The following is a 20,855-nucleotide window of genomic DNA, read 5'->3' on the forward strand; positions in this document are numbered from 1 at the left end:
GATGTAAGGCCTGCATCATCGATTACGCTTTAATGACAACTCTTAAAAACACTGAAGGTGACAGCGTGAACATTGCATTTTTTGGTGAGTGTATGGTGGAGCTCAGCGGCCAACCGCTACGGCGTACATTCGGTGGCGATACGCTCAATACTGCGCTGTATCTGTCACGCCTAGGGGCCAGCCGTCATCTCTCCGTCAGTTACGCAACCGCATTAGGTGTCGATAATATCAGCCGGGATATGCTCAGTGCCTGGCAGGAAGAAAACATCGATACCCGGCTGGTTCGCAAACTGGAAAATAAATTACCGGGTCTTTATCTGGTTGAAACTGAGCCCAATGGTGAACGTCATTTCCATTACTGGCGTAATGACAGTGCGGCGAAATTCTACTTTGCGACCGATCTCTCGCCGCTGGAGCAGGCCATTGATAATCACGAGTTTGATGCGCTGTATATCAGTGGCATCAGCCTGGCCATTCTGGCGGAAGAAGCAAAAGCCACATTGATTACTCTGCTGGAAAAGCATCGCCAGCATGGCGGTAAAGTGATGTTTGACAATAACTTTCGGCCGCAGCTCTGGACGGCAAAACAGGCCCAGTACTGGTACAGCCAAGTATTGCGGTTTGTCGATATTGCGCTGGTCACTGAAGACGATGACCACAAAGTGTGGGGAAATAGCGACATAGTTGCCCGTTGCCGGATGTTTGGCTGTGAGGAAGTGGTGATTAAGCGCGGCTGCGATCCGTGCAAAGTGGTCAGCCACTTACAATCGGCTGAGCCGACAGTGACTTATGTGGCTGCCAATCAGGTTGAACACGTAGTGGATACCTGTGCAGCCGGGGACTCGTTTGCAGCCGGTTATCTGGCGGGTCGCCTTACCGGCGCTGATGAAACCCAATCTGCAGAATTAGGGCACCAGTTGGCTGCGATTGTTATTCAGCACCCGGGGGCGATTATTCCTCGCGAAGCGATGAGTGCGCTTTTGTGACAGATAGCCGTAACGGAAATTCTGACCGAACAGCTTTCACGACATAGTGAACTAAAGCGTAATCGGAAGCCTGACCAAAAGTCCTGATCAAAAAATTGACCAAAAAGTTTGGCCGAACACATTGATAGAAAAGCATTCTTGTGAAAAAGGAACTCTCAGTACATGTCTCAGCAACTAATTGAAAAACTACAGTCGTATAAAATTATTCCCGTCATCCAGATTAATCAGGTCGAGCAGGCGGTTCCGCTGGCTAAAACGCTGGTGGAAAATGGTTTGCCGGTGGCCGAAGTAACGTTTCGTACCGAAGCGGCAGCAGAAGCCATCCGGCTGATGCGTGAAGCGTACCCGGAGCTTTGCATTGGCGCGGGCACGGTTTTGAATGCTGAACAGGTTGACCGGGCAGTAGCGGCCGGCGCGGAATTTATTGTCGCACCGGGTTTGAATCCGAACACGGTACGATACTGTCAGCAGCAGGGTATTCCGGTCGTGCCGGGCGTAAACAACCCGAGTCAGGTTGAGCAGGCGGTTGAGTTGGGTCTGACTTTTCTCAAGTTCTTCCCGGCTGAGGCCTCGGGCGGAATCAATATGATCAAATCCCTGCTGGCACCGTACGTCGATATTTCTCTGATGCCGACCGGTGGAATCAGTAAAGCCAATGTTCGCGATTACCTGGCGATTGACCGGGTGGCCTGCTGCGGCGGCACCTGGATGGTGGCACCTTCACTGATTGATAATGGCGACTGGGAAGAAATCGGTCGTCTGGTGCGAGAGGCGGTAGAGCTGGTCGCCTGATGTAACAGGGCAATAGTAACAGGCAGAGAAGAAAGGCGAGTGTCAGACTCGCCTTTTTCGTCGGTGCGCATATCTGATTGCACTGCGTCAGACACGCTTTATGTCAGAGAGGCAGAAATTCCGCAGACTGCACTCTTCCCCGATCATCAAAATGAAGGGAAAGTGAATGCCATCGCATCTGCTGTGCCGGGAAGGTGGCCAGTGTGGTGTTCTGTTTCAGAGATAGCGCCGCTTGTTCGCCACTGCTGATGACAACATCCAGACCTTTAACGGCGTTGACAATCTGGGGAGCATAGGTTGGGGCAAACTGGCTCAACAGGACGACTTTGTTGATGCCCTGAATTTGCAGGCGATCGACGGTATTGGCGATCAATTGCAGATCTTCAGTCTGTGGGGAAGCATCCGGTTGTGGCGACTGGCGAATCAGCGATAAATAGGCAATTTGCTCACCGTGTATCTGCTGAACAAAGGCTTCGGCACGGGCTTTTTTCGGATTATACGCGTACAGTTGTGCACCATATTGCGCCGTACCGAAATTGATATTACTGGCCAGGATTGCCTGTTCAGGTAACAGTGAGTCAGCCACCTGACGTGCGGTGACCGGGTTGAGCATCAATGCGGTTACATAAGAAAAAGCCGGGGTCAGCACCGGCTGTGATGGCCACTGATAGGAGTAAAATGCCAGATAGCTCTGGTTTTGGGTGGCTGTATTTGCTGCTGTCTGGTGTCGGCGAAGATTATCGTTCAGCCATTGCTGCGTCGCGTGCTGATCAAAGCGGTTGTGAGACGTTAACAGGTGCGTAGGCGCAAGCGTGATGAAGCTGAGGGTAACCGTCACGGGCTGAGGGGCCTTGGGCGTACACGCTGAGAGCAGAAGCCCGATGATGACCAGACTGAGTATTCGAAGCATAACAGGCAAAGTTAGTGTGATTTGGCTCACTATTTTCCGGCAATTTCACTCGATTATCAAATATAAACATCATTGCATTTGACGGGGCAGGTGAGGGTTTCGCTGGGGGCCAAGAAGAGCAGGGCTCAAGGATGCTATTTCGAACCGGATCAAAGAGGGAAGGAGAGATCGAAAACACTGCTGACGTGACAGGCAGAAGCAGAAAAAGAAGACGCAGAAAATCGTAAGATAAAACGGGGACTGCTCCCTCGTAACTGAGTGACGAAAAAGGCCAAATAGGATGAAACGCACACTTTTAACGCCTATCCGTACATATATCAAACGATTGAATTTTTTTGCATGATTTTTTTGTTGACTCAACAGAGGCAATCCGTAGAATGCACACCATACCGCAGCGGCAAGGCCGATAGCGGATATTCAGAGGCGCGTTGGCAGAGTGGCTATGCAGCGGATTGCAAATCCGTGGACCTCGGTTCGACTCCGGGACGCGCCTCCATTCTCAAAGTTCTCATCCGGAGTGCTTTGAAGCAGACAATTAAGATATGGCATTAAGCGATATCTCACAAAATTGTGTGCCCTGGTGGTGAAATTGGTAGACACAAGGGATTTAAAATCCCTCGCCGTTCGCGGCGTGCCGGTTCAAGTCCGGCCCGGGGCACCATTAAAAATGACGGCTTACAGGTTAGCGCTTGTAAGCCGTTTTTTCATTTCCGCGTTCTGATAAAACGCGTATTCTCATCGCCTCATCGCCTCATCGCCTCATCGCCTCATCGCCTCATCGCCTCATCGCCTCATCGCCTGTACTAACGGCATTCTGCCCGTTATTTCTTGTTCGCGATTCTTGTTCGCGCTTACGTTCCCTGTACCTTTGCACTTTTATTATTCAGCCACCTAACGCGGTATGCCAGTGCACCACATTGTTAATATGGTGCTTTTTATATGACGTTAACATGGCGAAACAGGTGCTCGCCAGCTACGTTGTTAATACCTCATTTGGCTTGATCAGCGGTGGTTTTAGCCTGATCCACGCGCTGACTGCAAAGGATACGCCATGTCGGAATATTTTATTTATGCCTTTATTTACCTGGTTGCGGCGGTGATTGCAGTGCCTCTGGCTATTTTGTTCGGACTGGGCTCAGTGCTGGGTTATTTGATCGCCGGGGTTGTGATTGGGCCGGTGATCGGTCTGGTGGGTGACGAAACCACCACTATTCAGCATTTCGCGGAATTTGGTGTGGTGATCATGCTGTTTCTGGTTGGTCTGGAGCTAGAACCCAAGTCGTTGTGGGCGATGCGTCATCGCCTGCTGGGGTTGGGTGGGTTACAGGTGGCTGGGACAGCAGCGGCAATTTTGGGGCTGGGTATATGGTTGGGTTTATCCTGGAGCGTGGCACTGGCCATCGGCTTGATTCTGGCGTTATCGTCCACCGCGATAGTGCTGCAAACATTTAATGAAAAAGGGCTGACTCGCACCGAGGGAGGCCAGAATGCGTTTTCGGTTCTGTTGTTCCAAGATATTGCTGTGATTCCGATGCTGGCATTTATTCCCTTACTGGCGTTACCTGAGTTGGTGGAGAAGGCCCGCCATGTCACGCAGCAAGTGGCTGACCATAATGAGGAGCTGAGCCTGATAGCCGGTTTACCGGGCTGGGCCTATGGTCTGGTCATCACAGGTTCGATGGCACTGGTTGTGGTTGGGGGCCACTATCTCAGCCGTCCGTTGCTGCGGTTTGTTGCCTGCTCTGGTCTGAGAGAGATTTTTACAGCAGCAGCACTGATGCTGGTCATTGGGGTCTCAGTGCTGATGACACTGGTGGGTTTATCGCCGGCACTGGGTACGTTTCTCGCCGGTGTTGTCCTCGCCAACAGTGAATTCAGGCATGAGCTGGAAGCCAATATCGAACCGTTCCGCGGGCTGTTGCTGGGGCTGTTTTTTATCACGGTCGGTGCTGGGATCAATTTTGACATTCTGTTTAGCGAATTTTTTCTGGTTATGGGTCTGACTGTCGGGATCATCGTGCTAAAAGCATTGATTCTGTTTGTTCTGGCGACGATCTTCCGGATCCGGAACAGCAGTCGCTGGTTGCTGGCCCTGAGCCTGGCGCAGGCGGGGGAGTTTGGCTTCGTGCTGATCAATTACACCGTGCAGAATCATGTGCTGCCGGGAAGTATTGGTCAGACGCTCTCTCTGGTGGTTGCGATGTCGATGTTGCTGACCCCATTGCTGTTTATCTTTTTTGAGAAAGTCATTTTGCCCCGTTTTGAGCAGACGTCTAATGAACGCGAAGCGGATCATATTGACGAGCAGGGCACGGTCATTATCGCAGGCATCGGGCGTTTTGGTCAGATTGTGAACCGCTTATTAGTGGCTAACGGCATTAAAACGGTCGTACTTGACCATCAGGCAGCGCAGGTCGATAACCTGAGGAAAATTAATACGAAAGCCTATTTTGGTGATGCAACCCGACCGGAATTGCTGCACACCGCAGGGATTGAGCATGCCGCGATGCTGATTATTGCCATAGATAATCGTGACAATGCGATTCAGCTGGTGAAGTATGTTAAGCATAAATACCCCAACTTAAAGGTGCTGGTGCGGGCATTTGACCGTGGTCATGGCTACCTGCTTCGTCAGGCCGGGGCGGATATCATTGAGTCGGAAACGTATCACTCTGCGGTGGAAATTGGTGCCGCTGCCCTTAGGGTATTGGGCTGCTCCCCCGAGTTTGTGGAAAACAGGCAGCATACCTATAAGTCAGTGGATGCCGAGTTGTCGGATGCACTCTACGCTGCATGGAAAAGTGAAGCCGGTGAACAGGAGCGCTTTGACAATAACTACTACAAGCTGTTTATCGATTTTGAAGAGCGCTTGAAAAAAGAGATGGCATTCGGCCGGGAAGACGTGACGGCGCGAACAGACCCTCAGGGCTCGCGAAACGATAGCGAGCCGGAGGTGGCTGAAGGGAAAAGGGATCATTGAGGGGGATTTAAAGGGGATTTAAAGGGAGAGAAACTAAAAAAATTCGGTCAGGTGAAGCAATGACTCAGCAATGACTTATCCATATTCAGCAGACTCTGTTTTACTCAGTACTCAACTAGTTAGCGTCCTGAGCAAAACGAGCAAGCACAAACTCGACAAACAAACGCACCCGCAGCGGAAGGTGGTCGCGGTCACGGTAGAGCATAAACAAGGTTCGGGCTTTACTTTGCCAGTCTGGCAGCACCCGGCTGAGTTTTCCTGCTTCAATCAGCGGCAGGGCATGGTAATCAGGAATATAGCCAATGCCTAACCCTGCTTTAATGGCATGGGTCAGCATCCGGATCTCATCCACTTCCAGCCGGACACCAGTACCGACGAGATAGTCAAACTCTTGCCTTGTATCGGTGTGAATCAGCTCCCAGGTCGTCATCGGATGGCAAATGACGGCAGGATGGCCACACAGTGCGCCGGGTTCGGTAATTGTGTCGATCGGGTAACCGGCCTGAGCACAAACAATAAAATGGATGTCGACCAGCGGGCGTGCGATCCAATTCTCAACAACAGGGCTACCGACCCGAAATACGACGTCGATGGCTTCTGCCTCAATATCAACCAGCGTATTGGAAAATCCGATATCGAGCTGGATATCCGGATATTGCACCATGAAATCGAAAAAAATGTCCCGCAGAAATTGAGAGCCTGCATTGATGGGGGCATTGAGTCGAATTTTACCTTTCGGCTCATGCTTGTCCCGATGCAAGTCTTCACCAATATCACTGAGCTCATCAAATAGTGCGCTGGCTCGCTGGAAATACTGCTGTCCGGTATGAGTCAGCGACACCCGGTGTGCATCGCGGTTTAGCAGCCTGAGTTGCAAGTCGGTTTCTAATTGCTGAATACGGCGGCTGAGCGTGGAAAGTGGCATGGATAAGCTTTGGGCTGCCTGCTTAAAACTGCCCAGTCTGGCCACTGCACAGAAACAGCGCAGATCGTCGAGAGAATAGTTAGGTTTCATTATTGGTATCTACCGTCCTGATATTGCCAGTTTATCCACTAGGTGGAATCAATACACTAAAGGTATTCATCTGACAAGTTATGCGGAGTAACAATGGCATCCATAACCAAGCTTTTATCAATGAAGCTCTCATCAACATCAAAATCCGTGATACTGCTGATTTTATGTACCTTTTTCTGGGGAAGCTGTTTCCCGATAGGCAAGCACGCACTGAGTGAAATACATGCCCTGACACTGGTTTTCTGGCGGTTTGTGATTGCTGCCGCCTGTCTCGCACTCTATCTCCGTTTGATGCGCGGTCAACCACTCTCAATCACACGCAAGCAGTGGTTATGGGTGATACTGGTGAGCGCGGTGGGGGTAGGTGGTCTTAACCTGGGTTTGTTTACCGGCTTAACTTATACCAGCGCCGCCAACGGTTCACTGATCATGGCGCTCAGTCCGCTTATCACTTCTTTGATTGCGTGTCTCGCGCAACGCACCAGACCGACCTTTTCGCAATGTTTCAGTTTGCTGGTGAGTTTGTCGGGGGTATTGCTGGTGATCACAAATGGACAATTTGAGATATTGCTGAGTTTGACTCTAAATCAGGGCGATCAAATGATTTTCGTGGGGATGCTGGCCTGGAGTTTCTACACCTATTTCAGCCAGGGGATCAGCCGCTGGATGCCGGTGATTCCTTACACCTTCGTGGGGATGGTCAGCGGAGCCGGTGTTATTGGTGTGATGTGTCTGTTGACTCCGGATCTGAACCCGATCACGGAACTGTTTAACAGCCCGGCTATTAGTATTATTGATGTAGTGTATATCGGGTTGTTTGGCACAGTGGCGGGGTATCTGCTGTGGCTCAATGGCGTGCGTGAACTGGGATCGTCAACAGCGTCGCTGTTCTTTAATTTTGTTCCGGTCTTTTCTGTGCTGACTGCATTTTTACTGGGGCAGTCTGTTACGCAGTTGCAACTCGTGGGAATTGCCGTGGTGATCCTCGGCCTGATTCTGCCGCGCCTGATGATGCTCAAGCGCAAGCCAGACACGGCGTCCCAGATTGCCTGATAGAGCTGTCTGGCAGTCCGGCTGCTACGGTTCCTCTACGTTTGGCTAACTTGTTATCGTTCTCTCTTGTTATCTTTCGAGTCACCAATAACATGCGACTCAAATAAAAAGCGGCTGGCAGGTATGGCCTGTCAGCCGCTGATTGATATTGGGTCACCGGATTGTTCATTCACCCAGTCAGCTAGCCAGCCTTTACACGTATATTGCATCTCGCATAGGCCAGGTTGGCTGGACGTTGGTTATAGGTATAGATAAATAAGCGAAACACTCCGGCGTCCCTGCGCCACTGCTTTATTCATAGAGGACCAAACGCAGCATGAAATGGACGGCTGATATAGCCCGTCCATTTCCAGGTCGGATGTATGCCAACCGGGGTCGGTTATTTCAGATCGAACCGGTCCGCATTCATCACTTTGGTCCACGCCTTGATGAAGTCATGGACAAACTTCTCTTGCGCGTCATCGCCGCCATAGACTTCCGAAATGGCTCGCAATTGTGAGTTTGCACCAAAGACCAGATCGACACGCGTCGCTTTCCATTTAGCCTGACCAGACTTGTAGTTAATGCCTTCAAACTCCTGAGCATCGTCGGATGTTGACTTCCATTCGGTGTTCATATCGAGCAGGTTAACAAAGAAGTCATTGGTCAGAACGCCCGGTTTGTCGGTAAATACCCCGTGTTGGGACTGACCAAAGTTGGCATTCAGGACACGCAGTCCGCCAACCAGTACGGTCATTTCCGGTGCTGTCAGGGTCAGCAGCTGTGCTTTATCAAGCAGCAGCTCTTCAGCCGAAACGGTGTACTGTTTCTTCGTATAGTTACGGAAACCATCTGCAATCGGCTCCAGTACATCGAAGGAATCGGCATCGGTCTGGTCATCGGTCGCATCAGTACGACCTGGCTCAAACGGAACCGTTACACTGAAACCGGCATCTTTAGCGGCTTTCTCGACAGCCGCACAGCCGCCAAGCACAATCAAGTCGGCCAACGAAACGGCTTTGTTGCCAGATTGGGTGGAGTTGAAATCTTTCTGGATACCGTCGTAAGTACTCAGCACTTTGCGTAACTGATAAGGCTGATTCACTTCCCAGTCTTTCTGCGGTGCCAGACGGATGCGAGCGCCATTCGCGCCGCCGCGGCAGTCGGAACCACGGAACGTCGAAGCGGAAGACCAGGCGGTGTAGACCAGTTCAGTGACAGACAGTCCGGACTCCAGAATGACTTTTTTCAGTGCGGCAATGTCATTGCTGTCAATCAGTGCATGATCTACGGCAGGAACCGGGTCTTGCCAGATCAGGTCTTCAGCCGGCACTTCTGAACCGAGATAGCGGGATTTTGGCCCCATGTCGCGGTGAGTCAGCTTGAACCACGCTCTGGCGAAGGCATCGGCGAATTCATCCGGATGTTGGTGGAAGTGCTCGGAAATCTTACGGTATTCAGGATCTTCCCGCATCGACATATCTGCTGTCGTCATCATGATGTTGACGCGCTTAGAAGCATCTTCCGGATCCGGCGCCTGATTGCTGTCGGTCACCACTTTGGGTTTCCACTGGTTGGCCCCAGCCGGGCTCTTAGTCAGTTCCCATTCATTGCCCAGTAGCATGGCGAAGTATGTACTGTCCCAGGTGGTCGGAGTCGGTGTCCATGCGCCTTCCAGCCCACTGGTGATCGCATCACGGCCTTTCCCGCTGCCATGGCTGCTTTTCCAGCCCAGCCCCATTTGTTCGATAGGTGCGGCTTCCGGCTCGGGTCCGACCAATGCGGCATCACCGGCCCCGTGGCATTTACCAAAAGTGTGACCACCGGCGGTCAGGGCAACGGTTTCATAGTCGTTCATCGCCATGCGAGCGAAGGTTTCACGCACATCTTTACCGGAAGCGACCGGATCAGGATTACCGTCCGGGCCTTCGGGGTTCACGTAAATCAGGCCCATCTGCACCGCGGCGAGTGGGTCTTCCAGATCACGAACCCCCGAATAACGCTTGTTGCCCAGCCATTCGTCTTCGGCACCCCAGTAAATATCTTCCTCTGGTTCCCAGATATCTTCGCGGCCGCCGCCAAAACCAAAGGTTTTGAAGCCCATGGATTCCAGTGCCACATTGCCGGTCAGAATAAACAGATCCGCCCAGGAGAGATTCTTGCCATATTTTTGTTTGATCGGCCAAAGCAGGCGGCGGGCTTTATCAAGGTTGCCGTTGTCCGGCCAGCTGTTCAAAGGTGCAAAACGCTGGTTACCGGTTGAAGCACCACCGCGTCCGTCACCGGTACGGTACGTCCCGGCGGCGTGCCAGGCCATGCGAATCATCAGCGGGCCATAATGGCCATAATCGGCTGGCCACCAGTCCTGTGATGTGGTCAGCACATCTTCAATGTCTTTTTTAACGGAGTTCAGATCGAGCTTAAGGAATGCCTCTTTGTAATTGAAGCCTTCCCCCATTGGATTCGCCTTGCGGTCGTTTTGATGAAGAATTCTTAAGTTAAGCTGGTTAGGCCACCAGTCTACATTTTTGGTTCCAACGCCACTTAAGCGAGTGTTACTTCCGTGCATTACCGGGCACTTACCTTCGTTGCTCATAGGTCACTCCTGTTCGGTAGGGATGATGAGTGCGTCTTTCTTCATGTCGCTTTCAATTCAACTAACTTTCAGTCTGTCGTTTTTACATAGCTCTCTGTTACTGACATTGAATATAGACGCAGCTAGAGCTTGTCGCAGATGGAATTCTCAATAGCATCAATCGGTTTTTTCTATTCGATTGGGTTTTAGTAATCAGTATTTCCGTAAATAGTTCACCGCCGTCATGCTGGGGTATGCCTGAGCGATTCGGTGTGAGAGCGAATATTTTTAAAGATGGTTCGGCAGGAGAGGTATCAGTGCGCCCGGCATCGGCTTAACCGATGATGAGCCAGGAAAGCCGGAAGTATTGGCGAGTGCCGTGACAAGTAAAATGAATCACAGTTGTAAAACTGGAATACAGCGCACACTATCTTGAAGGAGCGGAATAGTGCATAGTATGCCGTACAATGTATGTATATCCATGTAAATGCATCCAGAAGCCTGTATGTAAATCCGCAGTGGATTGTCAGTGCTATGGCATCGCAAATACTAAAATAATACAAACGCTTATGTACAGTCAGGGGCAGTGGGTGTGCTTGGCTAACATACCGACGGTTGCCTTTTTACCTTTGGTCTTTTTCTTGCCGCAGAAGGGAAGGGCACATGGCTGAACTCGCTGAGTGCGGTCGCCAAGGCAAGAGATGAGTGAAAAATTTGATTCGCAAAGATATCTCTCAGTGCGGTATCTTTGACCCATTCACATGGTATCGATTATCTGGCGGGTATAACGCCTGAATTCAATAAGGATTTTGTCATTACAGGTTTCAGTATGAAAAAGAATTTCATTCTGTCTTTATTTATAGGGACACTTAGTTTTGCCTCCTACGGCTCAGATATGATCGACAGCATGGTGGAATTTACCGTTAACCAGATGAAACGGGACGGCGAATTTTCCAACCTTGCCAATGTCTCCGGGCTGAGTGAACAACGGCTTGAGAAAGCGTTTCGTCAGTCTTTGTCGACGTGTCTGAATCAAGAGCCCAAAGATGATGATAATTTTATTGAACACTGCATCAATGAACAGCTGAGTCAGTCATTATCCGTGACAACTACTCAGCTTGATCGCTGGATTGCGCAGCTGGATCAGACCTTAACCCCGTTAGAGCAGTTGGAGCGTGAGATCGCAATGCTGGAAGATCAGATTTATCTGATTGAAAGCAAAGACGAGCTGACAAAGGCAGAAGAAGATCATCTGGCGATGCTGAACAATGATCGCCTCAAGCTTCTGGCCCAGCAGGTCAAATTGCAGGTTAAAGAAGCCGACCAGATGATGGCGGATATACAGAAAATCAGCAGTCAGTCCAAGTAACCCAGTGAGCTGTCAGCACAGCTCCGGCTTTACTGAATACACTGAATGCGAAGACATCGCCGCAGCGTACAAGGATAGACGTTTGCCTTTTGATATCGTCCCTGCCTCACTTGCCGAGGCCAGCGCCATCAACGGATTGACCCGTGAGTTAGGGTATCCGGCCGAAAACGCAGAAACGACCGCTTGGCTGGCCGCATTGCTGGACTCTGAACACCATGTTGTTCTGCTGGCAACATCAAAGGAAACCGTCATCGGTTGGCTGGTGGCGGAAAAGCGGCTGACGCTGGAGTCGGGTTTCAAAGGAGAAATCACGGGGCTGGTTGTGGATGTCCGATATCGAGGAAGTGGCGCAGGGCGTCAGCTGGTTCAGGCTGCGCTGCAGTGGGCACAGGAGGCCGGACTGGAGCGATTGGTGGTGCGATCCAATATTCAGCGCACCGTTTCCCATCAGTTTTATGAGTCATTAGGATTCCGTCGCATAAAAACCGCACACTGTTATGAGTACCTTGGCTAATTATCAATGGATGACAGTGCGGTGCATTGCTTTGCGTGCGAAGCTGAACACCCTGGCTGCAAAAGTGTCTGAAAATAAAAGGCGTCTAAAATAAAGATGTCTGAAAAATTAATGGCTTCTGAAAATAAGGGCGTCTGACAATAAAGGCGTTTGACAAAAAAGGCGTCTGAATCTTCAGAGTTGTGCTGATTAACCGGGAGTTCATCATGTTCCTTTCTCTGCTCGTTGTTACCTTCCTGATTGCATTTGTTGTCTGCTACATCGTCACCCGGGTTTTTGCCAAGCCGATTGACGGGATACTGGAGCGTATCGTGGCAGACGATATCGCCTTTGCATGGACCAAATACCTTAAATTCGCCATTTATGTGGTCGGTATTTCCGGTGGCGTCAGAATTCACTATCTGGAAAGTTTTTTGCGTCCACCATCGGAAAACTTTACGCCGCCGGAACTGACCCTTAACCGCTGGGTGCTGGAAATCTACCGGACGGTGATTGAGTCGTTGCAATCCATTGCCTGGATGCTGCTGGTCTTTTTCATTTTTGCCTTGATTGCTTACGTTATCGTTAAAGCGTTTGAGCTCAACCACAGCCGGAAAATGAGAGGAAACACGGGGCATTCAGGGGAAAAGCCAACAGGCAGTGACGACGCTCAGTAACGCGACCTCGCACGTCCATAACTATCGACTATAGTGTCTGTTATTACTGCAAAGGAGGACGCTATGGATATCACAGTGACGACCACGATCAACCGTGACATTAAAACTGTCTGGGACGCCTGGAACTCCCCGGACTGTATTGTGGAATGGAATGCTGCTTCGGCAGACTGGCACACCACTCAGAGCCAAGTCGATCTCTCGGTCGGAGGCCGCTTTCGTCACCGGATGGAAGCCAAAGACGGCAGTATGGGGTTTGATTTTGAAGGCACTTTTACTCTGATCTCGGCACCGGAACGACTTGGTTATGTGATGGATGACGGCCGTAAAGTGGCTGTCACGTTTCAGGCTGACGGGGAAGCGACCACAGTGACGGAAACCTTTGACGCGGAATCAACCCATACTATCGAACAGCAGCGCGATGGCTGGCATAGCATTCTGATGAATTTCAAACGGTTTGTTGAGGGTGGCAAGGCTTAATACCCGGTAGGCGATCTCGTTTTCAAGGAAGATTTAACAACAACAAGGAGAAAGATGATGAAGCATGGCATCGTAAAAGCAGGGCTGCTGGGCATTGCGCTGGCAATGTCCGGGCAGGCTGCCGCTAAAGAATGGAAAGAGATCAAGTTCAGTGTGGAAGGGGCTTATCCACCGTTCAGCTGGACTACACAGGATGGTCAGTTAGCTGGGTTTGAAGTGGATCTGGCACGGGCATTATGTGAAGAAGTTCAGGTGAAATGTACGATACGCGCGCAAGACTGGGACGGCATTATTCCGGCATTATTGGCCCGTAAGCATGATGCGATCATCGCCGCGATGACGATTACCCCTGAGCGTGAACAAAAAGTCCGCTTTACCATTCCTTACGCCAAAGTGCCGACCCGGTTTGTGACCAAAGCGGATCGCAGCATTGAATTTACACAGGCCGGTATGAGCGGGCTGAAAGTCGGCGTGCAGCGCGCCACGATTGGTGACAAGTACCTGTCTGAAATGCACCCGGATGTGAATATTGTCCGCTACGGTACGTTTGATGAAGCCTTCATGGACTTGCGGGCAGGGCGTATTGACACCGTTTTCGGCGGAGCGATTGGGTTGCAGAGCGGTTTGCTGGATAAACCGGGCGGGGATGCGTTTCATTTCACCGGGCCGTCGTTTACTGAAGAAAAATGGTTCGGCCGTGGCGTGGGGATTGCCGTCCGCAAGCAGGATAAGGATTTGGCAGAGCTGCTGAATCGTGGCATCACGGCACTGCATGAGAAAGGCATTCACCAGAAGATCGCCAGCCAGTATTTCTCATACGATATTTATGCCGTGAACTGAATTCTCAGACATAAAAATCACGGACAAGGACGAAACGATAGCGGCAGACGTATTGCCTTGTCACACATTGCTTTGTTACGCATTGCCTCGTTAACCCGCTAATCGTTATTATCTGAAAAGGCCAGCAATAACGCTGGCCTTTTCCGTTTTGTTTTCTCAGGTAGGCACTTCAGGTAAGCACTCTCAAGGCTCGAGTTTGACTGACCACTCGGAGCTTTTACCTAGCACTCGTAGTTTTTCCTAGCACTCGGAGCTTGTGATACCACTCATAACCACTCACTCTCTAGCCAAGATCGTCCAGGGCGAAACATCAGTCTGCACGCTGATCGGCGAGAGGCTGCTGGCCATATACGCTGATTTCCGTACGCAAACCCTTAAGCAGGCTGACACACATCAGCAGGAGCACAAAGGCAAACGGCAGCGCTGTGGTCACCACTCCTGACTGCAATGCCTGCAAGGCTTCGGTGCCGCCAATCCACAGCATGGCAGCGGCAATGGCTCCTTCAACGGAGGCCCAGAAAATACGTTGTGGAATCGGCGCGTCCACTTTGCCCCCGGCCGTAATGCTGTCGATCACCAGCGAACCGGAGTCCGAGGAGGTGATGAAGAACACGATGATCAGCACAATCGAGATAACGGAAATCACCGAACCAAACGGCATCGCATCGTACACATGGAACAGAGTCAGTGAAATATCTGTCAGGCCATTAGCACCCAGTTCACCTACCTTATTTACGACCTGATCAATGGCAATCCCGCCAAACACCGCCATCCAAATCAGGGTCATCAGGGTTGGAATAAAGACAACGGCAATCAGGAACTCTCGCACTGTCCGGCCTTTCGACACCCGGGCAATGAACATGCCGACAAATGGCGACCAGGAAATCCACCATGCCCAGTAGAAGACCGTCCAGCCGTGCATCCAGGTGCTATCTTCACGACCATGCGGGTTGCTCAGCGGAACGATATTCTGCAGGTAACCCAGAATGGTGTCCGGCAGTGCCACAGAAACCACATCGAAACCTATCACCGTCACGAAAATTAGCAGTGCCAGAGCAAACAGCATGTTGATGTTACTCAGAATTTTCACCCCGCCATCAATCCCGCGCACCACAGAAATAATGGCCAGCACCGTGACAAAGGCAATCACCGCCATCTGCATTCCCAGCCCGCTGTTCAGGCCAAAAACATGGTTGATGCCGCTGGTGGCCTGCTGAGCACCCAAACCCAAAGAGGTCGCCAGACCAAACAGAGTCGCCAGCACTGCCATGATATCAATAGCATGACCCATCCAGCCCCAGGCCCGATCTCCTACCAGCGGATAGAAGATAGAACGCATCGATAATGGCAGGCCCTTGTTAAAGGCAAAAAAGGCCAGAGCCAGGGCGACGATGGCATACATGGCCCAACCATGGACTCCCCAGTGGAACATGGTTGCGCCCATTGCCAGCTGGCGGGCTTCGTCAGAGTAGGGTTCGACATTCAACGGCGTACCGAACCAGTCGGTAAAATACGCGGTGGGTTCAGCGACACCCCAGAAGAGCAGGCCGATACCCATACCAGCGGCAAACAGCATCGCCAGCCACGACCAGGTGGAGTGTTCAGGCTTTGCATCCACACCGCCAATTTTGATTTTCCCGTAGGGAGAGAGGATCAGCCCGAAACAGAACAACAGAAAAAAGTTAGCTGACCACATGAAAAGCAGATCGAAGTTTTCGATGATACTCATTTTGACGCCATTGAGCGCATCCTTGGCTGTGTTGGCATCGACCGCCAGCAGGGCGGCGAGGAATAGCAGGATCAGACCGGCACTGATACCAAAAACCGGGTTATGGACATCGAACCCCCATTTCTGAATATTGTCCTGTCCGACCTGATAATCGGTTGTTTCTATACTGTACTTCTTAAAAGAGTTATCCATACATTGTTTAAAAGTTTTGTCCTCAAAGCTTTGCTGTCGAATCAGCGCTATGGGATGACTCTGAAAACACAAACTAATTAGACCTCTAAATAGTTAAATGTGGCGAGAATGTTATCATTACCGTGGTTTTGAGACAAGCCTCCCGCTTTTTGGGTTGAGTTAACCAGCGTTTTCTTTGGGTTGTAGTGGTTGCTGGTGACGGTGTCGATTTTGATGCCGATACCATTAAATAATACAAGTATTGTGTACGAACCATTTGGTTTGGGATGAATTGAATTGAATTGAATTGAATTGAATTGAATTGAATTGAATTGAATTGGCTTGCTTTTGGTTGTTTTTCAGGGGTAGACAAGGGCTGAAACATAAACTGACACAAAAGCTGAGAAGGAAACTGTGTTTGGAACTGTGTACGGGACAGCTCTTGGGGAGAGCCTGTCGCAGGAAATGATGGGTTGGTGGTGGGTTGTGCCGACTAAATTGTGACGTCAGTGTATGAATACTATTCTTCAAGTTATTGATTGAATTAGGTTCTGTGAATAAAGTTGAGAGAGCAGAAATCAGATACAGGGAAGACAGGATGAAACTGAACTGTGATATGGGTGAAAGCTTCGGAAGCTGGCAGATGGGGCATGATGCGGCTGTGATGCCCTGGGTGGACATGGCCAATATTGCCTGTGGTTTTCATGCCTCGGACCCGGATCATATGGCCGCGACCGTGGCTCTGGCGAAACAGCATGGTGTAATGATTGGGGCGCATCCGGGATATGACGATAAACCAGGGTTTGGTCGCCGACATATCCCACATACCTCGCCGGCTATTACCCGGTTGGTGGCCTATCAGATCGGTGCTTTAGACGCCATTTGCCGGTTGCAGGATGCCACGGTGAGTTATGTCAAACCCCATGGCGCACTGTACAACGACATGATGGCCCACGAAGAGGTTTATCTGGCGATCCTGGAGGCGGTGGCCGGAATGAACCGTCACCGTGCTAAGCCGCTGGCGCTGATGATTCTGGCCAGAGCAGATAACTCGCGCTATCAGGCGTTAGCTGAGGCACAAGGGGTGCCGCTTATCATGGAAGCGTTCGCAGATCGTGCCTATGACGAACAGGGGCTGCTGGTGGCCAGAAGCCAGCCGGGTTCGGTGTACCATGACAGTCAGCGTATTCGCCAGCAGGTTGCTGAGCTGACGAGCGGGAAGGTGACAACGGTCAGCGGTCGTTCGTTAGCATTGCAAGCCGATACGGTCTGCGTGCACGGCGATAATGAGAAGTCGATTGCCGTCGTGAAAACGCTGCACGAGGACATCCGTTCATGAGAGGCTTGCAGCCGGTATCTGAAACCAACGCCATTCTCTATTTCGGTGACAAGATAGATCTGGCTCTGACTCCGCTGATTGGCAAGGTTGTTGATCATCTCCGGCTGATGTCGCATCCGGGGATCAGAGAAGTGATTCCCTCGTACACCTCCATTCTTATTGAATACCATCCTCTGCGTATGACGTTCGGTGAACTGGAGGAACTGATGGCGCAATCCGTCTCATTGGTTGAGGCTTCAGCTTCTGCCGGACGGGCAAGCCGCGCCAAGTCTGCCGGTTCTCGCCTGATCACCCTGCCTGTGTATTACGCGCCGGAAGTGGGGCCGGATTTAGCCGCGATTGCGGAGCGGAGCGGGCTGAGTATCGAGCAGGTGATTGAGCGTCACTATCAGCAGAGCTATACCGTGTGTGCCATTGGCTTTGCGCCGGGATTTGCCTTCCTCGCGGCGGTTGATGACAGTATTGCCACGCCTCGTCATGCGGAGCCCCGAAAACGTGTTCCGCCGGGCAGTGTAGGCATTGCCAACCATCAGACGGCGGTGTATCCCGCCGCTTCGCCGGGAGGGTGGCAAATCATTGGTAACTGCCCTCAACCACTTTTCCTGCCAGATCAGCAACCGATGACGCCGTTTCAGGTTGGCGATACGGTCAAGTTTGCGCCGATCACCCGTCAGGCATTTCTTTCTCAAGGAGGTGAAATATGGCCGGACTGGACATAATTCATCCCGGAATGCTGACGCTGATTCAGGATCTCGGTCGGTTTGGTGTCGCAGATCAGGGGCTCAGTCAGGGAGGCGCTATCGATTTACATGCCAGTTGCTGGGCCAATTATCTGGTGGGTAACGAGGCGGGTGCTGCGGTACTGGAAATCACGTTGGGGCAAGCTGAGATTCGGTTTCAGTCCGATTGCCTGTTTGCGGTCACGGGAGCTGCAATGCCGCTTACATTGGACGGGGAAGCGATTGAGAACTGGCAATGTGTGCAGGCCAAGCAAGGGCAGACCCTTAAATTCGGCTATGCACGAAGCGGTCTGCGGGCATATCTGGCTGTGCGTGGTGGACTGGATCTGCCTCTCGTTCTGGGCAGTCGGTCGGCAGTGGTACGTAATCAAATTGGCGGATTAAAAGCCGGGCAGCCGCTAGCGGCCGGGGATCGCCTGCATCTGAATCATGCGCAGGTTGCGCCAGTAAACGAGCTAGCCGGACGGCAGGCCGCCGCGCGGTTCGTACCGGATTATGCCGGGCCGGTTAGCCTCAGGGTGGTGGAATCCTACCAGCATCATGCTTTTCATGATGCTGAAAAAGCGCGGTTTTATAGCAGCGAGTACACCGTTAGTCAGGAAACTGATCGGATGGGTTGTCGTCTGAGCGGGCCGGCTGTGTACCCGTCGATGGACGGGATCATCTCGGAAGGCATCGCCCTTGGCGCGATACAGATTCCGCCAAACGGCCAGCCAATTGTACTGTTTAATGATCGTCAGACTCTCGGCGGTTATCCGAAGATAGGGTGTGTGGCCCGCATGGACCTCCCGCGTTTGGCTCAAGCCCGGCCGGGGACGACTGTGACATTTCGCCGGGCAAATCTGGATGATGTACAGCAGGAGTGGATCGCGTTTTCACGCTTTTTCGGACTGTAATTTGTCTGATGAAATTGCTATGGTGGCGGCTCAGCCGCTTGGGGGGCTGTGAAAGGGGGCACAATGCGCTCCCTTTTTATATCCCCGGGAAGCGGTCACACCCCGTTTACGATAAAGGAGCCGTATGTACATCTTTGGTTATGGAAGCTTAATCAACGCCCATTCACGCAGGCTGACAGGGCAAACTCAGGCCGCTATTCCCGCCACCGTCAAGGGATTGCAGCGACACTGGGGAAAAGTCGATGACAGTTACCGCATTGCGCCGCTGGTGGCGATGCCGGGCGAAGGTGAGTGCAACGGCGTTTTGGTTCGGGTGGATGACGCCGCGTTAGCCAGTTTTGATATTCGCGAGCGGGGTTATCAGCGTATAGCGCTTGACCCGCTGCAACTTCGAACCACGCAGCCGATTGATACTAACCAGCCAATTTGGGTGTACACCAAAGAGTCACCAATGGCCCCTTGTGCCGTTCAGCCGATCATGCAGACTTATGTCGACACAGTGTTGGCCGGATGCCTGGCGATTTCCGAGCAGTTTGCCCAAACGTTTGTGGATACCACTATAGGCTGGCACCATCCGCTGGAAAATGATCGCCTGCAGCCGAAATATGGCAACCATGCCGGGGTAGAAGAAAGTCATATTACCCATATTGATCGGCTGTTGGCGGCTATTCGCTAATTCGTTTTTACCTCTGTTTACTGATTTTTTGACTGGCAACGTTCGTTATGGCAAAACCCAATAAAAAAGGGCCAACTAAAACCGTCGATATTTTCTGCGCCGGGTGCCGCACCCAGCTGTTCAAGTATCGCAAGGGCGGTAAAGGGGCGCTGGTGAAATGCTTTAAAGAACGTATCGTCAAAGATTTCACGGTCGAGGAAGGGGTATGCCCGCAATGCGGTGTGCATTTTGCGCGGGATACCCTAATTCGTGGCGCACCCGCCCTTAAAATGGTGGGGGGGAAAGTGTCGATGAAGTAGCACTGCTGGCTGTTGTCTGGCTGAGGGTATTTACCCCGGGCGGACAATTAATGTTTTTGGTCAGCAGTACGGCTTTCACATCCACAATTTTACGTTGGTAAGTGGCACGAACGAGCTGATAGTCCACATCCGGCGAAAACCACATCACCAGCTTTCTGTCGCTCTTTCTGATTTGTTCAACCCGAATGGCTCTGACCGGACCGAAATTGGAATCAATGGTTTCCTGCCCCTTCACCTGAAAGTAGTAATGGCTGACGTCATCCGACTCCTGCATTTTGTAGTCGAAAAAGGTTTTACCCTCAATCAGATCCAGACGCATCTGGCTGCCAATAGCATCCACATCCAGGATAGGTTTGTCGCTACTCTGAAAGGTCAGCTTCTCCCCGTCATTGCTCACGGTCGACTTCTTCGCATCCCGGGAAAAACTGGCGCGGGTCGTGCCGTCCATCAGACCGCTGATATTACGGTCGAACCCCTTTGACAGGAAAGATTGGTGCTGCGGGGACCAGTATACCTCGCTGGACTGTTTGAAGCGGGTCTTGGTCGCCAGCACATTGATGCTACTGTAAGAATTAACGATGGCCTCTTGATCTTGCCAGCGCAACGTGCGGCTGAGCTGGCCAATTCTCAGGTTATTGAAATACAGCTGGTAAGTGAGTGTCTTGGTACACTGATGAAAATTTTTGGGCGGCTCGGCAAGCGCAGGGCCGGCTGCAAAAAAAGAAACACCCGCTAAAAATGCGGCGCTAGTCGCTGATAATAATGGTTTCACGCAAACACCTCGTAGAAAACCAGCGGCCTGAGCCGTTATCTGGCGCGTTGAGCAACTGTATTTAAATTAGCAGGCGAAAGGTGTTGT

The 20,855-nt window shown here is 51.5% G+C and carries 19 protein-coding genes and 2 tRNA genes; 16 read left to right on the forward strand and 5 right to left on the reverse strand.

The window, feature by feature from the left end; all coding sequences use genetic code 11:
• The first annotated feature begins 32 nt into the window (after positions 1-32).
• Together FH974_RS06270 and FH974_RS06275 are read left to right on the forward strand one after the other, a co-directional pair.
• Positions 33-986, forward strand: a complete 954-nt coding sequence (locus FH974_RS06270) for a sugar kinase (RefSeq protein ID WP_242551855.1) — start codon at positions 33-35, stop codon at positions 984-986.
• A gap of 162 nt (positions 987-1,148) precedes the next feature.
• On the forward strand, positions 1,149-1,778 hold the full coding sequence (locus FH974_RS06275; protein ID WP_047883477.1) for a bifunctional 4-hydroxy-2-oxoglutarate aldolase/2-dehydro-3-deoxy-phosphogluconate aldolase: 630 nt from the start codon (positions 1,149-1,151) through the stop codon (positions 1,776-1,778).
• 103 nt (positions 1,779-1,881) lie between these two features.
• Here the strand turns inward: FH974_RS06275 and FH974_RS06280 are convergent, their stop codons facing one another.
• Entirely contained in the window at positions 1,882-2,718 is an 837-nt protein-coding gene (locus FH974_RS06280) for a hypothetical protein (protein WP_157038299.1), read from the reverse strand.
• Positions 2,719-3,110: 392 nt separating this feature from the next.
• Here FH974_RS06280 and FH974_RS06285 point away from each other — a divergent pair.
• The 3 genes from FH974_RS06285 (at position 3,111) to FH974_RS06295 (ending at position 5,668) form a co-directional block, all read left to right on the forward strand.
• Positions 3,111-3,184: transfer RNA gene (locus FH974_RS06285), tRNA-Cys, on the forward strand.
• Positions 3,185-3,262: 78 nt separating this feature from the next.
• A tRNA-Leu gene (locus tag FH974_RS06290) sits at positions 3,263-3,349 on the forward strand.
• Positions 3,350-3,739: 390 nt separating this feature from the next.
• Positions 3,740-5,668 carry a monovalent cation:proton antiporter-2 (CPA2) family protein gene (locus FH974_RS06295; protein WP_047883479.1) on the forward strand — a complete coding sequence of 643 codons (1,929 nt, stop codon included), beginning with the start codon at positions 3,740-3,742 and terminating at the stop codon, positions 5,666-5,668.
• A 115-nt stretch (positions 5,669-5,783) separates the two neighbouring features.
• Here the strand turns inward: FH974_RS06295 and FH974_RS06300 are convergent, their stop codons facing one another.
• On the reverse strand, positions 5,784-6,683 hold the full coding sequence (locus tag FH974_RS06300; RefSeq protein ID WP_047883480.1) for a LysR family transcriptional regulator: 900 nt from the start codon (positions 6,681-6,683) through the stop codon (positions 5,784-5,786).
• Between the two features lie 93 nt (positions 6,684-6,776).
• Here FH974_RS06300 and FH974_RS06305 point away from each other — a divergent pair, with 93 nt between their 5' ends.
• Positions 6,777-7,736 (forward strand): DMT family transporter, encoded by a 960-nt coding sequence (locus FH974_RS06305; RefSeq protein ID WP_242551856.1) that lies wholly within the window; start codon positions 6,777-6,779, stop codon positions 7,734-7,736.
• Positions 7,737-8,115: 379 nt separating this feature from the next.
• On the opposite strand, the gene katG is transcribed toward FH974_RS06305, so the two are convergent.
• Positions 8,116-10,311: a catalase/peroxidase HPI gene (katG, locus tag FH974_RS06310; RefSeq protein WP_047883481.1), complete on the reverse strand. Its 2,196-nt coding sequence runs from the start codon at positions 10,309-10,311 to the stop codon at positions 8,116-8,118.
• Positions 10,312-11,119: 808 nt separating this feature from the next.
• Between katG and FH974_RS06315 the strand changes: the two genes are divergently transcribed.
• The 5 genes from FH974_RS06315 (at position 11,120) to FH974_RS06335 (ending at position 14,146) form a co-directional block, all read left to right on the forward strand.
• Positions 11,120-11,659, forward strand: a complete 540-nt coding sequence (locus tag FH974_RS06315) for a hypothetical protein (RefSeq protein ID WP_047883482.1) — start codon at positions 11,120-11,122, stop codon at positions 11,657-11,659.
• A gap of 4 nt (positions 11,660-11,663) precedes the next feature.
• Positions 11,664-12,173: a GNAT family N-acetyltransferase gene (locus FH974_RS06320; RefSeq protein ID WP_169776006.1), complete on the forward strand. Its 510-nt coding sequence runs from the start codon at positions 11,664-11,666 to the stop codon at positions 12,171-12,173.
• A gap of 206 nt (positions 12,174-12,379) precedes the next feature.
• Positions 12,380-12,829, forward strand: a complete 450-nt coding sequence (locus tag FH974_RS06325) for a hypothetical protein (RefSeq protein ID WP_047883484.1) — start codon at positions 12,380-12,382, stop codon at positions 12,827-12,829.
• Between the two features lie 63 nt (positions 12,830-12,892).
• Positions 12,893-13,306 carry an SRPBCC domain-containing protein gene (locus FH974_RS06330; RefSeq protein WP_047883485.1) on the forward strand — a complete coding sequence of 138 codons (414 nt, stop codon included), beginning with the start codon at positions 12,893-12,895 and terminating at the stop codon, positions 13,304-13,306.
• Positions 13,307-13,363: 57 nt separating this feature from the next.
• Positions 13,364-14,146 (forward strand): transporter substrate-binding domain-containing protein, encoded by a 783-nt coding sequence (locus FH974_RS06335; RefSeq protein ID WP_084712435.1) that lies wholly within the window; start codon positions 13,364-13,366, stop codon positions 14,144-14,146.
• A gap of 310 nt (positions 14,147-14,456) precedes the next feature.
• Here FH974_RS06335 and FH974_RS06340 read toward each other — a convergent pair whose 3' ends face one another.
• Positions 14,457-16,067 carry a BCCT family transporter gene (locus FH974_RS06340; protein ID WP_047883486.1) on the reverse strand — a complete coding sequence of 537 codons (1,611 nt, stop codon included), beginning with the start codon at positions 16,065-16,067 and terminating at the stop codon, positions 14,457-14,459.
• 577 nt (positions 16,068-16,644) lie between these two features.
• Between FH974_RS06340 and FH974_RS06345 the strand changes: the two genes are divergently transcribed.
• The 5 genes from FH974_RS06345 to FH974_RS06365 all read left to right on the forward strand — a co-directional run bounded on the left by FH974_RS06345 (position 16,645) and on the right by FH974_RS06365 (position 19,996).
• Complete coding sequence (locus tag FH974_RS06345; protein WP_207103576.1) at positions 16,645-17,385, forward strand: 5-oxoprolinase subunit PxpA; 741 nt, start codon at positions 16,645-16,647, stop codon at positions 17,383-17,385.
• Positions 17,382-18,104, forward strand: a complete 723-nt coding sequence (gene pxpB / locus FH974_RS06350) for a 5-oxoprolinase subunit PxpB (protein ID WP_047883488.1) — start codon at positions 17,382-17,384, stop codon at positions 18,102-18,104. The genes FH974_RS06345 and pxpB overlap by 4 nt, the downstream gene beginning before the upstream one ends.
• Positions 18,086-19,021, forward strand: a complete 936-nt coding sequence (locus FH974_RS06355) for a 5-oxoprolinase subunit C family protein (RefSeq protein ID WP_047883489.1) — start codon at positions 18,086-18,088, stop codon at positions 19,019-19,021. Before pxpB ends, FH974_RS06355 begins: the two co-directional genes overlap by 19 nt.
• Before the next feature lie 124 nt (positions 19,022-19,145).
• On the forward strand, positions 19,146-19,697 hold the full coding sequence (locus FH974_RS06360) for a gamma-glutamylcyclotransferase family protein (protein ID WP_207103577.1): 552 nt from the start codon (positions 19,146-19,148) through the stop codon (positions 19,695-19,697).
• 47 nt (positions 19,698-19,744) lie between these two features.
• Positions 19,745-19,996 (forward strand): hypothetical protein, encoded by a 252-nt coding sequence (locus FH974_RS06365; protein ID WP_047883491.1) that lies wholly within the window; start codon positions 19,745-19,747, stop codon positions 19,994-19,996.
• Here FH974_RS06365 and FH974_RS06370 read toward each other — a convergent pair.
• Positions 19,962-20,768, reverse strand: coding sequence for a DUF3108 domain-containing protein (locus tag FH974_RS06370; protein ID WP_047883492.1), 807 nt, complete (start codon positions 20,766-20,768; stop codon positions 19,962-19,964). The genes FH974_RS06365 and FH974_RS06370 overlap by 35 nt on opposite strands.
• Between the last annotated feature and the right edge of the window lie 87 nt (positions 20,769-20,855).

The organism is Photobacterium ganghwense (assembly GCF_017329545.1).
GTDB lineage: Bacteria > Pseudomonadota > Gammaproteobacteria > Enterobacterales > Vibrionaceae > Photobacterium > Photobacterium ganghwense.

Coding starts and splice junctions, on each gene's coding strand:
- pxpB (WP_047883488.1), top strand. CDS start 17,382: ATGAGAGGCTTGCAGCCGGTATCTGAAACCAACGCCATTCTCTATTTC.
- FH974_RS06330 (WP_047883485.1), top strand. CDS start 12,893: ATGGATATCACAGTGACGACCACGATCAACCGTGACATTAAAACTGTC.
- FH974_RS06345 (WP_207103576.1), top strand. CDS start 16,645: ATGAAACTGAACTGTGATATGGGTGAAAGCTTCGGAAGCTGGCAGATG.
- FH974_RS06295 (WP_047883479.1), top strand. CDS start 3,740: ATGTCGGAATATTTTATTTATGCCTTTATTTACCTGGTTGCGGCGGTG.
- FH974_RS06355 (WP_047883489.1), top strand. CDS start 18,086: ATGGCCGGACTGGACATAATTCATCCCGGAATGCTGACGCTGATTCAG.
- FH974_RS06305 (WP_242551856.1), top strand. CDS start 6,777: ATGGCATCCATAACCAAGCTTTTATCAATGAAGCTCTCATCAACATCA.
- FH974_RS06325 (WP_047883484.1), top strand. CDS start 12,380: ATGTTCCTTTCTCTGCTCGTTGTTACCTTCCTGATTGCATTTGTTGTC.
- FH974_RS06365 (WP_047883491.1), top strand. CDS start 19,745: ATGGCAAAACCCAATAAAAAAGGGCCAACTAAAACCGTCGATATTTTC.
- FH974_RS06275 (WP_047883477.1), top strand. CDS start 1,149: ATGTCTCAGCAACTAATTGAAAAACTACAGTCGTATAAAATTATTCCC.
- katG (WP_047883481.1), bottom strand. CDS start 10,311: ATGAGCAACGAAGGTAAGTGCCCGGTAATGCACGGAAGTAACACTCGC.
- FH974_RS06335 (WP_084712435.1), top strand. CDS start 13,364: ATGAAGCATGGCATCGTAAAAGCAGGGCTGCTGGGCATTGCGCTGGCA.
- FH974_RS06360 (WP_207103577.1), top strand. CDS start 19,146: ATGTACATCTTTGGTTATGGAAGCTTAATCAACGCCCATTCACGCAGG.
- FH974_RS06340 (WP_047883486.1), bottom strand. CDS start 16,067: ATGGATAACTCTTTTAAGAAGTACAGTATAGAAACAACCGATTATCAG.
- FH974_RS06270 (WP_242551855.1), top strand. CDS start 33: ATGACAACTCTTAAAAACACTGAAGGTGACAGCGTGAACATTGCATTT.
- FH974_RS06315 (WP_047883482.1), top strand. CDS start 11,120: ATGAAAAAGAATTTCATTCTGTCTTTATTTATAGGGACACTTAGTTTT.
- FH974_RS06300 (WP_047883480.1), bottom strand. CDS start 6,683: ATGAAACCTAACTATTCTCTCGACGATCTGCGCTGTTTCTGTGCAGTG.